This is a genomic window from Desulforadius tongensis (genome assembly GCF_016907915.1).
Taxonomy (GTDB): Bacteria; Bacillota; Desulfotomaculia; order Desulfotomaculales; family Desulfohalotomaculaceae; genus Desulforadius; species Desulforadius tongensis.
Map to the genome: position 1 here is coordinate 1 of NZ_JAFBCW010000011.1, position 15,824 is coordinate 15,824.

The window sequence follows — 15,824 nt, forward strand, 5'->3', positions numbered from 1 at the left end:
GGACACCCTTGCCTTAAGCTAACGTTTACTGCTACCTTCAACGTTCGGGACTTTCACCCTATAGACATTGCCCATGCCGGGCACACATAAAAAACGACCCCGCGGGGTCGTTTTTTTATTCCCAGAATTTTACTGTAAATACCACCAGCACAGTATAAATCTCCAACCTGCCGATGAGCATGCAGAACGCCAGCACCACTTTTGCTGCGGCGGGCAGTGCGCTGTAGGTTTCAGCAGGACCCACCAATCCCAAACCGGGGCCGATATTACTTAATGTAGCTATGGTGGCTGAAAAAGCACTGATTATATCCAACCCCAGCAGGGTTAAAAAAGCCGTCACCGCTGCTAAAATAAAAATATGCAGTATAAAAAAGTTCTGCACCGCCTGCACCACTTCTTTGGACATCACCAGCCGCCCCACCCGCAGTGGTATCACCGCCTGGGGATGCACCAGCTTTTTCAATTGATGGGCAGCAGCTTTAAAAAGGATTATAAAACGCACAACCTTGATTCCCCCACCGGTTGAACCGGCACAGGCCCCAACAAACATCAGCATTACCAGCAGGTACCTGCTGAAATCCGGCCAGCGGTCAAAATCTGCCGTGGCATAGCCTGTGCTGGTCATAATAGAGGCCACCTGGAACAATGCCTCGCGGAAGGCTTTCACCATTTCATAATCTGCAGTTTTGACCAAATTTATGCCGATTAAAAATACGGCGATGAAAATTATGCTTAAATAAACCCTGGTTTCCGCATCTTTAAACAGTGCCAGCCTGTCACCCTTAATTAAACTAAAATAAAGTCCGAAATTAATGCCGCAGGCAATCATAAAAACAACTATAATCAATTCTATAATCGGGTCGCCATAGGCACCGATACTGCTGGCCTTTGAAGAAAAACCACCGGTGGCAACGGTACCAAAGGTGTGAATAAAGGAATCAAACCAGGTCATGCCGGCCATTTTAAGCAGCAAAACCAGCATCAGCGAAACACCAAGGTACAGCTTGTAAAGCTGCCTGGAAGTTTGTGCCACCCGGGGCAAAGCCTTGCTTTTAGTGGGGCCGGGAACTTCCGCTTTAAACATCTGCAGCCCGGCAATATTTAAAGACGGTATTAACGCCAGTGTAAGCACGATAATACCCATACCGCCCAACCAGTGGGTTAAGCTGCGCCAAAATAAAAGCCCTTTTGGTAAGGATTCTATATCATCAATCACCGAGGCCCCGGTGGTGGTAAAACCGGACATGGTTTCAAAAAACGCATCCACCGGGTGTACCAATTCACCGCTGATTATAAAGGGCAGTGTACCAAACAGTGCCAGCAGTAACCAGCCAAAGGCAGCAATAACAAAACCTTCTTTGGGACCCGTCTTTGTTGTCTGCGGTCTAATCAATGCCAGCGAAAAACCTATAACTCCAATCACCAATATGCTGTATAAGAAAGCACTTAAATCGCTGCCTGCCCGGGCAGCGGCAATGGCCAAAGAAGGCAGCATGGCCGCCGCCTCACAGCACAGCAGCATCCCCAGTATTTTGGCAACCAGTTTAATATTCAATGCTATAAACCTCCAGAGCCGGCCAATGCTTCAACCTTCTGCAAATAATTACCCAGTGAAAATACTACCAAGCGATCTCCCTCTCGAATTATTTCTTTCCCCTCGGGAATAATGGCTTTGTTTTGGCGCAGTATAGCCCCGATAATAATTCCCCGGGGTATCCCGGCCTTTTCCAACGACTTATCTGCCAGTTTACTGCCTTTCTGCACAATTAATTCCACCACTTCAGCCTGGCCGTTAGGTAATAAAAACATGTTCAGCAGCTTACCGCCGCGAATAAAGCGCAGTATTTTACTGACCGTAATCAAACGAGGGCTGACAGCATTGTCCACCCCTAATCGCTCCACCATGGCAGCATAACTGGGCCTGCTGACCTTTGCCACCACCTGCTTGGCTCCCATCTGCTTGGCCAGCAACGATATTAATAAATTTTCTTCATCAAAACCGGTCACGGCCACAAAACCATCAGTATCTTTAATTCCTTCATTTTGCAAAAAATCAATATCAGTACCGTCTGCATTCAATACCAAGACGTTGGGCAAACGTTCTGCCAGTTCTTCGCATTTATCCTCATCCCGTTCCACCAGTTTTACTTTAATGCCCATACTTTCCAGTTTTGAAGCCAGGTAATAGCCAATGCGGCCGCCGCCAAGTATCATTACATTTTGCACCCGGCGTTTTTTACCCTTTAAACGGTAGCACAGTTGGCTGATACTATCTAAGTTGCCCAGTACGTAAATCCTATCTCCCGGCAGCAAATAATCTTTCCCGCCGGGTATTAACATTTCACCCCTGCGGGAAATCGCCACCACCCTGATGGACTTCGGGAAAAAGCAGTCCAGTTCATGCAATCTTTTTTTAGATATGTCAAATTTAACATCATCCACAGCTATTTCAGCCATCAATATTTTTCCGGCACCAAAAAGCTCTGTATGAGTAGGAAAAAGCAGCGTTAACTGCTGCGCTATTTCTGTCGCCGCAGCATACTCCGGGTTTATCAACAGATCAATACCCCACTCATCTTTACTGGCCAAAAGGTCGTAAGCATAATCGGGGTCCCGAACCCTGGCCACAGTTTTGCCCACACCGTTTTTCTTGGCTTTCATACAGGCAATAATATTTATTTCATCACTGCTTGTCACAGCCACCAGCAGATCGCTCTCTGTCACTACCGGGTTGTTTATAATTTGTGAAGTTCCACCGTTACCTTTAATAGTCAGTACATCCAGCTTTTCCGTAATCGCTTCCAGTTTATCACCATTGCGGTCAATTAATATTACATCATGATTATCTTCAATTACCCGTTTCGCAATTTCCAACCCTACTTTACCGGCTCCAATAATGCATATTTTCACTGTGGAACCCTCCTGACTTTATCCAATGAACTAAAAAAACAAACCCTTTTAAATTTCTACTGTAGAATAAAACAAAAATCAAGTGTTTTAAACAAAAAAAGCAGCCAGATAAATATTCCAGCTGCTAACAAGCCATATTTCAATAATATTGATAATTTTCACGATTACAACAAAAATTTTACTGGCACAGCAAAAAAACCTGCGGCTTTTTAACCACAGGTTTTACTGGTGGGCGGTGAGAGGCTCGAACTCCCGACCCCCTGCTTGTAAGGCAGGTGCTCTCCCAGCTGAGCTAACCGCCCTCAGCTCCTATTCCCTTGCGACGTATAGTAATATAACATAAACACCTGTCACAGTCAATAGTTTTTTATAAAATTATTATCCAAGCCCCTCATATTTATTACGAGGGGCTTGGAACTGCTTACTATCCCAGTGCCGCATCCAACATGGTCAGCAGCTGATCTGTTTCAAAACCTTTCTGTTGAGTGGCACCGCTGGGGCAAACCGATGCACATGCCCCACAACCCTGGCAGAGCACTTCCCGCACCCAAGCCACTTTAGTTTTTTCATCCAGTACCCTGGCACCATAGGGGCAGGCGTCAACACACAACCCACAGCCCTTACACAGTTCCTCATCCACTGTGGCGGTAATTCCCAAGGACTCCAAACCTTCCTTGGATAACAGCGTTACCGCCCGCACCGCCGCGGCATTGGCCTGGCCGATACTTTCTTCAATGGTCTTCGGCCCGTGGGCCATACCGCAGAGATATAAACCATCCGCCGCAAAGTCCACCGGACGCAGTTTCATGTGCGCTTCAGAGAAGAAGCCATCGGCATTAAGCGGTACTTTAAAGTGCTGGCTTAATACCTCGTTATCTTTTCGAGGCTCTATACCGCTGGAAAGAACCAGTAAGTCCGCTTCGATATTAATTTGCTGCCCCAAAACGTGGTCGGTAACCTGTACCGATACCTTATCCCCGCTGGCAGCAACGGCCGGTTTATTGTCCAGGCTGTAGCGAATAAAGATAACACCCTTCTGACGGGCCCGGGTATAGTATTTTTCCTTAAATCCATAAGTTCTAATGTCCCGGTACAGCACAAATACATTGGTACCAGGATTCTGCTCTTTAATCTTCAGGGCATTTTTAATGGCCTGGGTACAACAAATTCTGCTGCAGTAAGGCCTGTTCTCCTGCCGTGAACCCACACACTGGATCATAACCACATTTTGGGCATTTATCCCGGAACCTACTATACGTTCTTCCAGCTCCTGCTGGGTAACAACGGCCGGGTGTTCTCCATACAGGTATTCATCCGGTTTTATTGCCTCAGCACCGGTGGCAATAACCACCGCACCGTGTTCAATTTCTTTAGTGCTGCCGTCTGACAGCTTAAGTTTGGTGCTGTAGTTGCCAAGATAACCGGAAACCTCTGACACTTCAGCATTTAATATTACTTCAATTTGGGAATGGGCATTAACCTTTTCAATTAATTCATTAACCAGTTCCCCAGGATTATTGCCGTTGATTGTATATTTAATATGCCTGGCGTGGCCGCCCAGCTCCCCGGTTTTTTCCACCAGCGAAACTTCAAACCCCTGCTCGGCCAGTGAAAGGGCATTGGTCATGCCGGCTACTCCACCGCCAACCACCAGCGCCCGGCGGTTAATGTCAATGGTGCTGGTTTGTACCGGCTTCAGCAGGCGCACCTTGGCCACCGCCATTCTCACCAGGTCCTTAGCCTTCTCAGTGGCTTTTTCCGGCTGCTCCCGGTGTACCCAGGAAACATGCTCCCTGATATTGGCGTGTTCATACAGGTACGGGTTCAAACCGGACTCCTTCAAACTGGCCTGGAACAGCGGAGCGTGGGTACGGGGAGTACAGGAAGACACCACCACCCGGTTCAGGTTATGTTCAACAATGGCTTCTTTTATTTTGACAATATTATCTTGGGAGCAGGTAAACAGGAACTCCTGGGCGTAAACCACATCTTTTAAGGTTTTGGCATACTCCACAACATCGGGTACGTTTACCACCCCACCGATATTAATACCGCAGTTGCAGACAAACACACCCACCCTTGGTTTCTCATTAGAAACATCCCGCTCCGGGGGGTATTCCTTGGTTCTTATCATCGTACCCCGCACCGGGGCCAGCAGCCTGGATGCATAGGCAGCAGCAGAGCTGGCATCCACCGCCGTTTCCGGAATATCCTTCGGTTCACAAAAAGCACCGCTGGCATATATTCCTTCCCGGGAAGTGCAGCCGGGTTTAAATTCTTCCGTTAAGCAGAAACCGTGTTCATTTAAATCTATATGGGCTGCCTGGGCCAGTTTAACAGCATCACTGTTGGGACTCAAGCCCACAGACAGGATTACCATGTCAAATCTTTCTGTGTTGATTGAGCCATCTTCGGCAGCATAGCGAATAATCAAATCATGACTGCCATCCCCTGCCTCGGTAACTTCATAAATCCTGGAACGAACAAACTTCACCCCGTGCTCCTGGCGGGCCCGGTTGTAGTAACGCTCAAAATCTTTACCGTGGGTACGCATATCCATAAAGAAAATGGTGGTATCCAGCGGATGGTGGCTGTGTTCCTTGGCAATTACCGCTTCTTTAATAGCATACATGCAGCATACCGAAGAACAGTAACCCTTGCCTTCCCTCTCGTTACGGGATCCCACACACTGGATCCAGGCTATCTTCTGCGGTTCTTTATTATCCGAGGGGCGCACCATATGCCCGCTGTAAGGACCGGAGGCAGACAGCACCCTTTCAAACTGCATACTGGTTAAAACATTGGGGTAACGTCCAAAACCGTAGTATTCCAACTTAGAAGCATCATAGGTTTCATAACCGGGACTCAGTATAACAGCCCCCACATCCAACTGTATATCTTCGTCTTCCATGTCGTGATCAATGGCCTTGGCCACACAGGCATCCACACACTGCAGGCACTCGGAACAAACAGCACAATTCAAGCACCGTTCCGCTTCTTTTTGTGCTTCTTCCGGCGTATAACCCAAAGCCACCTCTTCAAAATTTGTCACCCGCTGCTCTGCCGGAGCGTACTGCATAGATACAGCCGGCCGCTTCTCCAGCTCCTCCGGGTTTTGACGCAGCGGAGCAATTTTTTCTTCCGGCACTTTAAATTCCCTGTTGGCCCGCAGGTCTTCACCCTGAATGTAACGGTGAATGCTTTCTGCCGCCCGCTTACCGGCACCGATGGCATCTACCAGCAAACGGGGACCGCTTTGGGCATCACCGCCGGCAAATACACCGGGAACACCGGTGGCCAGTGTATCGGGATCAGCTTCTATACGGTTACCCCTTTCGTTTACCAGCGGCATATCCTTTTCTACAAAGGACAGGTCAAGAGTTTGACCGATGGCCACGATAACATTGTCCACATCCCGGTAGTCGGTTATTTGGTCACCATATTTAGGTGCAAAACGTCCCTCTTCATCAAACAATGATGTTACGTTAACAGCTTTCAGACCCGTCACCCTGCCATCGCGGCCCAAAATTTCTTTCACACCGGTTTGGTAATGGAATTGCACGCCCTCTTCAACGGCCTCTTCAATTTCTTCAGCTGCCGCCGGAAGCGTTCCCTCTGCTTCCAGGCACAATACATGTACTTCAGAACCCAGGCGGCGGGCCGTTCTGGCAGCATCCATGGCTACGTTACCGCCACCGATAACCAGCGTCTTTTTACCCAGCGTTACTTTTTCGCCCAGACCCACTTTACGCAGCATTTCCACCGCGGGAATAACCCCGTCCAAATCCTCACCGGGTACTCTCAACTGCAGACCCTTATGGGCACCAATACCTAAAAATACAGCCTTATAACCCTGGTCAAACAACCCTTTAATGGTGATGTCCCTGCCCAGGGCAGTGTTTAATTTAATTTCCACACCCAGCTTTTTAATCAGTTCCACTTCTAAATCCACCCAGCGCCTGGGCAAACGATACTCCGGAATACCAACCCGCATCATACCGCCGGTAACAGGTAAAGCTTCAAAAACGGTAACTTTGTAACCGCGTTTGGCCAGGTAATGGGCGGCAGTTAAACCGGCAGGACCGGAACCTATAACAGCAACCTTTTCCTCCCGCTCCGCTTCTACTTCCGGAAGTGGTAACGACTCTAAATCCCGGTACGCAACATCACAGGCCGTTCTCTTTAATTTTTGTATTTGAACGGCTTGGTCAATATCCTTACGGTTACATGCCGATTCACAGGGATGGGCGCAAACCCTGCCGCATACGCTGGGCAGCGGGTTATCTTCGTAAATCATCTTCCAGGCTTCTAAAAACTTGCCGGATTTAATTAATTGTACATAACCCTGTACATTAATTCCTGCCGGACAGGCAGCACGACAAGGGGCCACCCCGCGCTTTTCCACCGCAAAGGCGTTTGGTGTTGCCTGGGCATACATTTTATAAATGGCCTTGCGTCCGGCCAGGTTACCGTTAAATGCATCCTTTAAATCCACCGGGCATACCTTGGCACACTCACCGCAGCCGGTACACTTGGCCAGGTCAACATACCGGGCTTTTTTATGTAATTTAACTTTAAAGTTACCGGGCTCGCCGGCTATATCAACCACCTCTGCCCCGGCAATGATGTCAATATCTTTATGCCTGCCGGTATCCACCAGTTTGGGAGACATAATACACATGGAACAGTCGTTGGTGGGGAAGGTTTTATCCAAACGAGCCATTACACCACCAATAGCCGGTTTTTTCTCCACCAGGTAAACCCTGTAACCGGCTTCCGCCAAATCCAGCGACGACTGCATGCCGGAAATACCGCCACCTACAACCATCACTGAACCCACCATATTACTGGTTGCTTGTTCTTTACTCATCAACTAGCCAGCCCCCTTTGTTCTACATAGAGTTTGTTACCAAATGCACAAGTACATTCAAAAAAACACCCTGCCTATAACCATGGGTTAAAAGCATCACCCGCCTTCTAAACCCGCTGAATTTCACTTATTTTATATTTAAATTCAGTTTATCATATATTTCAGCGAAAATCAAAAAGCATTTATAAGGTGTTTTTGTCGAATTATGTAGAATTATTATAAACGTTATTAGACCTTTATTGCGGTGCAATATGCATAACGGTGGAATTTGGTTGTTAAACAGCGAAAAGAAAGTCCAGAGGTGAGCTCTGGACTTTCTGGACCGTTATTTCTTTTTAGAAGCACAACTTCTGCAGTTGCCGCTGCAGGACAAGGCAGGTACCAGTGAAGCATAGCACCGGGGGCACCTTAAATCACTTAATTCTTTAATCACATAACCGCACTTGGGACACGTTATAGCGGGGCAAACTTTATTTTTATCCAATTTTAATCACACCCTGATTTTAAAAACTATTTATTAACCACTGCAGCGGAACGGTTCTTTACAGAACGATTTCTGTTTAATACACGGCATCCAATGATAATAAGTACCGACACCGCAATGATGGCAGCGGTTATCAATGATACCCGGTGGTTTTGGCCCAAAATATCTGATAATTGAGCCACCATACCGCCCACCAGGAAAGCAATTACCCAAGAACCGCACCACATTAAAGCGGCTTCAAACTTACTGCGTTCTTTAAACAGCACCAAAATAGAAGCTATACAGGGAACAAACAAAGTAATGGTAATCAGCGCCACCACCGTTTCCATGGCTCCCATGGACATACCGGCAAGGCCTGCCGCCCCGAAATCCCGTCTTACTATACCCATTATAAAGGCAGTGGATGCTTCCGCCGGCAGCTGCAGCCAGCCCACCGTCAGCGGAGCCAGCAGATTCTGCAGCACTTCCAAAATACCTGTAACCTGAAAGACACTAATAAGAAATGAACCCAGGGCAAAGAGAGGAAAAGCTTCTTTTAAAAACTGGTACGATTTAGTGGCGGTCTTTTTAATTACGTTATCTATACGCGGTAATCTAAGGGGCGGTAAATCAATCAATAAATCAGTGGATTTGCCGGACAAAGCGGTATGCATTAATGTACCCACCACAACCAGCACACTGAAAACAGCCACCGAGTATAAAATGATATACTGTGTACCAAGGGGAGCCAGTAAACCTAAAATTACACCCAATTGGGCAGAACAGGGAATGGTTAAACCCAGTAAAAAGATGGCTATCCGCCGCTCCCGCTCGGACCCCAGCAGCCTGGTTACAATGGTGGCCATTGTTACGCAGCCGAATCCCAAAATTAACGGGATAATGGCCCGGCCGTTCAAACCGATTCCGCTCAGCACCCGGTCAACTAAAGTAGCAATGCGGGGTAAGTACCCGGAATCCTCAAATAACGACAGGAAGAAGTAAAAACCGGCCACCAGGGGCATTAACAATCCCAGGGTATAGGTAAATGTCATGGTCAGCACCCCAAATTCACCGGTCAGGATGGTGCCCAGAACACTGTCCTCAGAAACAAATTGCCCCACCAACCCCCTTACCGCCGGCTCATAAATACCCAGCATGATAGACTCTTCAGTAATACCGACCACTGTACCGGCCACAAATACGCCAATCACTTTAAACATCACATATAAGGCCAGGGCCAAAATCGGTATTCCCGTTGCCGGCCTGATCATTAAACGGCCCAGGCTTTCTGCCAGGCCGGTACTGGAGGATGTTTCCTTCATTACCCGTTTTACCACATCGTTAACCCTTTCCCGGCGTTTTTTATATATTTCTTCCCGCCGGTCACCCGGTTTCAGGCCGTGCCGTTCAGATACCGCCGGATCTCCTTCCAGTATCAGCAGCGCTTCTCCCTGACTGCCAACCCGGTTCAGCATAGTGCCCAACTGCCGCCGCAGTTCAGGATCTATCCACCCGGGCCGGGCTTGGGAAATATTGTTTTTAACTTCTTCCAACCCCTTTTTCTTAACTGCCACTGTGGGTATCACCGGCACTCCCAGCAGTTCTGACAACAGGTCTATATCTATTTCCACTCCTTGTTTTTCAGCTTCATCAATCATATTGAGAGCTACTATCACCGGCACCCCGGTATCTATTACCTGCTGGGTTAAAAATAAATCCCGTTCCAGCTGTACTGCATTGACAACATTAATCACGGTATCTGCGGCTAAGATTACATCCCTGGCCACCTTCTCCTCATCATTAAAAGAGGAAATTCCGTACACCCCGGGTGTATCTACAATCACATTTTTGCCCATTCGACCGTGGGAAATTTCTAACGTGGTGCCGGGGTAATTTGATACATCCACATACATGCCGGTTAAATAGTTAAAGAACACCGATTTACCGGCATTGGGGTTGCCCACCAGCACCACTTTTTTACCCCCGCCGGGAACTTCTATATGCATGCCAACATTATGACAGTGCGCCATTGCTTTCACCTCAATGCTTTTCGTTACTTAAAGTGAGTGTTCGAAAAGGACTTTTCGAACATCCTCTTAAAGATAATTGTTATTACTCTACAATAATGCCGGCCGCCAGCTTACGCCCCACTGCTATCTGCTGCCGTTTTTTTCGCAGTACAATGGGGCCGGCAGGAATCACCTCGTCGCAGGTTACCACTTCACCTTCAGCAATTCCAAAACGAATGGCCTGGGCGCGCACGCCATTATCGGGAATAGATACAATGCGGAACGATTGGCCCCGTTTTACTGTGTCCAGCGTCATATGCTTACCTCCTAATGCGAATATGAAAATCATTATCATTAATTAAGCAAAAATTTACAGATACTGAAAATCATTTTCACTTATTTAAAGTATATTTCTTCCCCTGCTACCTGTCAACAATAAAGTTTTAACTTAAAATATTACCATTAAACCCGCAAATCCTTCACCGAAGGGCCTGCGGGTTTTACCTGCCGTTAATATACATTAATTTTGGGATTCCTTTTGATATATTCTTCAATAAACTCTTTACCTTCCGCAGATGAGGGATCAACAAATGAAAAACCCTGTTTTTGCAGTTTTTTAATTAAGCCGGGCAGAGCCTTCACAGTGGTATTTCTGTTGTGGCGATTAAAAGGAGCGCCATCATGCATTAAAATAATTAATTCCCGGCGTATTCCTATCCTGGAAATTAAATTATCCACCTGGCCGCCAGCCGTTTTAATATTTCTCTTTTCCAGGCCCAAGTCCCACATCAATACTTCTTGTCCCAGCTCATTTAATATTAGGGCTTCTCTTTTTCCATAGGCACCGGTGGGGGGTCTGAAATATTTGGCTGATTGATTGGTTAGTTTATAAATAATTTTTTGGGTAGAAGTAATTTCGTTAATAATCTGTTCTTCATCCATTCCCTTAATTACTTTGTGAGAAAAAGTATGATTGGCCAGCACGTGTCCCTCATCAGCAATTCTCTGTAATAATTCCGGGTGCCTCCGGCATGCTTTTCCCGTTACAAAAAAAATACCTTTAATTTTATGCTCGGCCAGTATGTCCAGTATATCAGGAGTACACCGGGGATCCGGCCCATCATCAAAGGTTAACAGCACCGCTTTAGGCAGTGTATCGGCGGCAGTGGCAGCAGTAAACAAAAAGGCCATCATCACCAATATTATTAAGAAGCTGGGAAAACTCTTCAAACCCCCACCCCCTTTTTGCTCACTACAATATTCTACAAAAAATTCACCGACCCTTTTTTAATGCCAGACATAAATTTACCCGGTTTATGTTTAAACCGGGTCACACTGTCGACAAAGTCGACAGTCTGGAGAACGCTTTAAAAGCGTTCTCTTATTTTTAGAAAGGAACATAGGCAGTATAAATTGAATACCTATATATGGAAGCTTTATAACATTAACTAATTCGAGGTGTATCATGGAAGGAATTAAAATCTTTGCTCTTTGTCTATCTATTATTGGAATATTGATAGTGGTTGTCAGCGTTTTATATAAAAAATACAGAATTCATAATAAAGACGATAGTAAGAACGAATATGCAGACATAGCAATTTTACAGGGATTATTTATTATACTTTATAGTTTGGTAATGTACTTTTATTTACCCAATAAAAGGTTAATGTTTGTTTTTATCAGTGTATTTATTGTATTAGAATCTTTAATTTTAGTATATAGAAAAAACTCTGCCTATTGGCTGACAGCAAGAATAACAGCTTTAAGGGAATCTATCTCTGCTAAAATAAAACGTAAAGAAACTAAGGCAGATGATGGCTATTGGATGTACACCGTATTAATTGTAGTAATAATAGCAATATTATCACTGCCTTTTTGGATTAATCCCAATTACCCTCATAACTATGTAGCTACCATATACATTACCACTGGAATTTTAATGTATATTAGATCTTTTTTGTTTAAAAATGATGAAGGAAGAATTTCCGCGTATGATGTTTTTGCAGGCTTAGCCTGTCTTTGTTTTGGTTTGATTATGTCTACGATAGATGATACGGGATTTACTGCCTTTCATGGCAAAATGTTTGTTAGCGCACTGTTCCTTATATTTAAAAGAAAGCCTCCAAAAAGGAGGGAGTGTAAACTATTTTGTGTAAATGGGTAATTTCGTTGAATAACGGTTAACCTTATAGTGGCTCTTACCCTCTGGGAGGATAGGGCTCTGCTGGAGAGCAACCCGAGCACCCAGACGGGGTTCTGCCGGGGATACGGTGGGGGGTATCTAATTATTCATTACATACACCAAGCCAAAAGCTGGCACTTTCATTTTCCCAATCCAGATACCAAGTATGTCCTTTTGACCGGACATATTTATACCTAATACACTGTAGGCTGCTTTATTGACAATCCTGTTTTCTTTGCGCACTTTAAAGTGAATTGCATCAAGAAATATAAGGGGATAAATGCGTTCTAACGGTCTGGACTGCCATTCAGCAATCATTGGTAATATTTTATCGGTTATTTTACTCACCATAGCAGGGGATACATCAATGCCATAGATATCCCGCATATGGTCTTCGATATCCCGGGTGGACATGCCTTTGGCATACATGGCTATAATTTGATCTTCTATCTGGTTACAGTTTTTTTCGTATTTGCCGATAATTCTAGGTTCAAATTCACCGTTACGATCTCTGGGGATATTAACTTCAGTTTTGCCAAATTTAGTTTGGATAGTTTTTTTACTGCAACCGTTACGACTGTTACCGCTATTATTACCTTGCATGCTGTGCTTCTTATAGCCGAGGTGTTCTTCTAACTCAGCCTCAAGTATACCCTGGAGGGTATCCCTAAAAAGGTTCTTTAGCATCTCGTGTACGTCGTCTACGGTACGGCAATCCTTGGTCAGTTCTCTTATGGTTTTGTCCTGCAAGTTTTGCATAAATGGTCATCTCCTTTATTTGTAATTATTACCATTTACACAAAACTTTTTACATTCTCTTAATAAAACACCGCTTCCAAGCCTTTCGGCCTGAAAGAGGTGTTTGTCTTCAATCTGACCCGGTTTATGTTTAAACCGGGTTCTTAAAATATTAAAAATACAACTAATTTCGTTTTAAAATACTGCCAACCACATCTTTCAAGTAATTCCTGATTTCCTGTGACGATTCCATTTTGAATACCTTCTCCACTATCCCCTTAGCCTCTTCTAATGAAAGTGACCTTATGATCCTTTTAACCTGGGGTATTGATGCAGCACTCATGCTTAGTTCATCTATTCCCATTCCCACAAGGATTGGAGCAGCAAGGGGGTCTCCCGCCATTTCCCCGCACATTCCCGTCCATTTGCCGTTATCATGGGATGAATCGATTACATTTTTAATCAGCCGGAGAACCGCAGGGTGGAAAGGATCATACATGTGGGACAATTTGGCATTCATCCGGTCTACTGCAAGGGTATATTGAACTAAATCATTTGTTCCGATGCTGAAGAAATCCACTTCTTTTGCCAGCAGGTCTGCCGTAACCGCCGCGGAAGGAATTTCTACCATTATACCTACCTGCAGTTTATTATCAAAAGATACACCTTCTCTTCTGAGCTCTTCTTTGGCTTCTTCCAATATTCCATTGGCCTTCCTGATCTCTTCCACACTTGATACCATGGGATACATTATTTTAAAACTGCCATAGCCGCTTGCCCTCAAAATTGCCTTAAGCTGTGTTTTTAGTATTTCGGGCCTATCCAGGCACATACGTATTGCTCTCCATCCGAGGAAGGGATTCAGCTCTTCCGGCATGTCCAGGTAAGGCAGCTTTTTGTCTCCCCCTATATCCAGCGTCCTTATGATAACAGGTTTTCCCTGCATTTTTTCAGCCACTTCTCGATAAGCCTTAAACTGTTCTTCCTCGCTGGGCACTTCATCCCTGTGCATATATAAAAATTCGGTCCTGTATAAGCCTATGCCCTCTGCTCCATTTTGCAGTGCCCCACAAACATCTTCTGGAGTACCTATGTTGGCTGAAAGTTCTACCCTGCAGCCGTCAGTAGTTATTCCCGCCATTTCTTTTAACCTTTTTAGTTCCTCTTTGTACTCCATGTATTTTTGCTTTAAATTTAGGTATTCCTCATAAACTTGCTCATCGGGGTTAACAATTACCACTCCCTCGTTCCCGTCAACTATTATCCTGTCCCCGGTCTTTACATTTGCTGTTATTTTAGAAAGACCCAACACAGCAGGTTTCTCCAGGGAACGGGCCATTATTGCCATGTGGGATGTCCTTCCCCCTACATCAGCGGCAAATGCCAGAACCTTTTTCTTGTCTATTTGGGCCGTTTCTGAAGGGGTAAGATCTTTTGCTACTATTACCACTTCTCTATCCATGTCCGCGAGGGTATTCGCCTGTATCCCTAGTATATTTTTCATTACCCTTGCGCTGACATCTTTAATATCTGACGCCCTTTCTCTTAAATATTCATCTTCCATCTGCATAAATATATTTACATATTCTTCTGTGACTTGGTAAAGAGCATTTTCAGCAGTAATGTACTCTTCTTTTATCTTTTTTTCAACCGCCTCTACCAGGGAAGGGTCTTCCAGTATCATCATGTGGGCTTGAAAAATCTGGGCCTTTTCTTCTCCCATTTCCTCCAGAGTTTTTTGCCGTATTTTATCAATCTGCTCTTTTGAAGCACTTATGGCTCTTCGAAATGTTTCAATTTCCCTTTGAATTTTCTCTTCCGGGATTTTCTCGGTAGAAATCTCTATTTCCTTTTCCTGGATTACATAGGCTTCACCTATGGCTATTCCCGGAGATGCTGCTACCCCTTTGAACACGGCCATTCCTCCCCCAGCAGTCTATTCTTCATCGAAGTTTCCCATTATTAAATTCACCAGGGCATCTACTGCTTCTTTTTCATCATCACCTTCAGCTCTAATAGTTATGACCGTCCCTTTTTTAATCCCCATGGCCACCACATCCATTATGCTTTTTGCATTGGCCTTCCGGCAATCCTTCTCCAAAGTAATTTGGGAATCGTATTTTCCGGCAGTCTGGACAATTTGAGCGGCCGGCCTCATGTGCAACCCTGCTTTGTTTGTAACTTCGACTTCTCGTACAATCATTTTTGCATCCTCCTAAAAACCATTAATTTACAGCTTATTCAAGTTCTTGGCAGCTTCTGCAGCTGATTTTACCTCTTCTAATCCTTTTCCGAAGCTGGATTCCATAACAGCAGAAATAGCTCCCTCCAAAAACGGAGCATCAGCAATTATTACATTTTTTCTTTTTTCTTCTTCCATACTTTCAATAGCCATTTGGGCGCTCATCACTGCACTTCCCAAATCTACAATTACCAACACTCCTGAGGGAGAATAAACCTTTTCTATCTTTTCCATTATTAAATTAACATCGGTACCCAGTCGTGCATCACTGGTTCCACCCGCTACCTCTAACGGAACACTACCTTTTGTCATCTGTTCAATAAGTTCCTGGGCCCCCATTGCTATTTTTTCACTGTGTGAAACGAGCACAATACCAACCACAGTTTTACCTCCCTTATTGTGCAGATAAA

Annotated in this window: 10 protein-coding genes, 1 tRNA gene and 1 pseudogene; 1 reads left to right on the plus strand and 11 read right to left on the minus strand. The window is 45.2% G+C overall.

Annotation, left to right across the window (positions count from 1 at the left end):
- Positions 1-115: 115 nt before the first annotated feature.
- The 7 genes from JOC37_RS05795 to JOC37_RS05825 all read right to left on the minus strand — a co-directional run bounded on the left by JOC37_RS05795 (position 116) and on the right by JOC37_RS05825 (position 11,482).
- Positions 116-1,555 carry a TrkH family potassium uptake protein gene (locus JOC37_RS05795; RefSeq protein ID WP_204617040.1) on the minus strand — a complete coding sequence of 480 codons (1,440 nt, stop codon included), beginning with the start codon at positions 1,553-1,555 and terminating at the stop codon, positions 116-118.
- 2 nt (positions 1,556-1,557) lie between these two features.
- Positions 1,558-2,910 (minus strand): Trk system potassium transporter TrkA, encoded by a 1,353-nt coding sequence (trkA, locus tag JOC37_RS05800; protein WP_204617042.1) that lies wholly within the window; start codon positions 2,908-2,910, stop codon positions 1,558-1,560.
- A 226-nt stretch (positions 2,911-3,136) separates the two neighbouring features.
- A tRNA-Val gene (locus JOC37_RS05805) sits at positions 3,137-3,212 on the minus strand.
- A gap of 122 nt (positions 3,213-3,334) precedes the next feature.
- Entirely contained in the window at positions 3,335-7,780 is a 4,446-nt protein-coding gene (locus tag JOC37_RS05810; protein ID WP_204617043.1) for an FAD-dependent oxidoreductase, read from the minus strand.
- A gap of 510 nt (positions 7,781-8,290) precedes the next feature.
- Complete coding sequence (feoB, locus tag JOC37_RS05815; RefSeq protein WP_204617045.1) at positions 8,291-10,273, minus strand: ferrous iron transport protein B; 1,983 nt, start codon at positions 10,271-10,273, stop codon at positions 8,291-8,293.
- Positions 10,274-10,355: 82 nt separating this feature from the next.
- Entirely contained in the window at positions 10,356-10,568 is a 213-nt protein-coding gene (locus JOC37_RS05820) for a FeoA family protein (RefSeq protein WP_204617048.1), read from the minus strand.
- A 194-nt stretch (positions 10,569-10,762) separates the two neighbouring features.
- Positions 10,763-11,482, minus strand: a complete 720-nt coding sequence (locus JOC37_RS05825; protein ID WP_204617049.1) for a polysaccharide deacetylase family protein — start codon at positions 11,480-11,482, stop codon at positions 10,763-10,765.
- A gap of 235 nt (positions 11,483-11,717) precedes the next feature.
- Between JOC37_RS05825 and JOC37_RS05830 the strand changes: the two genes are divergently transcribed.
- Complete coding sequence (locus JOC37_RS05830; protein WP_204617051.1) at positions 11,718-12,416, plus strand: hypothetical protein; 699 nt, start codon at positions 11,718-11,720, stop codon at positions 12,414-12,416.
- Between the two features lie 124 nt (positions 12,417-12,540).
- Here JOC37_RS05830 and JOC37_RS05835 read toward each other — a convergent pair.
- The 4 genes and pseudogenes from JOC37_RS05835 to dhaM form a co-directional block, all read right to left on the minus strand.
- Positions 12,541-13,193, minus strand: a pseudogene (locus JOC37_RS05835) (IS256 family transposase); the annotation flags it as partial.
- A gap of 163 nt (positions 13,194-13,356) precedes the next feature.
- Positions 13,357-15,093, minus strand: a complete 1,737-nt coding sequence (gene ptsP / locus JOC37_RS05840; RefSeq protein ID WP_204617053.1) for a phosphoenolpyruvate--protein phosphotransferase — start codon at positions 15,091-15,093, stop codon at positions 13,357-13,359.
- A 15-nt stretch (positions 15,094-15,108) separates the two neighbouring features.
- A complete protein-coding gene (locus JOC37_RS05845) occupies positions 15,109-15,375 on the minus strand; it encodes an HPr family phosphocarrier protein (RefSeq protein ID WP_204617055.1) in 267 nt (88 codons plus the stop codon).
- Positions 15,376-15,402: 27 nt separating this feature from the next.
- Positions 15,403-15,795: a dihydroxyacetone kinase phosphoryl donor subunit DhaM gene (gene dhaM / locus JOC37_RS05850; RefSeq protein ID WP_204617057.1), complete on the minus strand. Its 393-nt coding sequence runs from the start codon at positions 15,793-15,795 to the stop codon at positions 15,403-15,405.
- Positions 15,796-15,824: the final 29 nt, after the last annotated feature.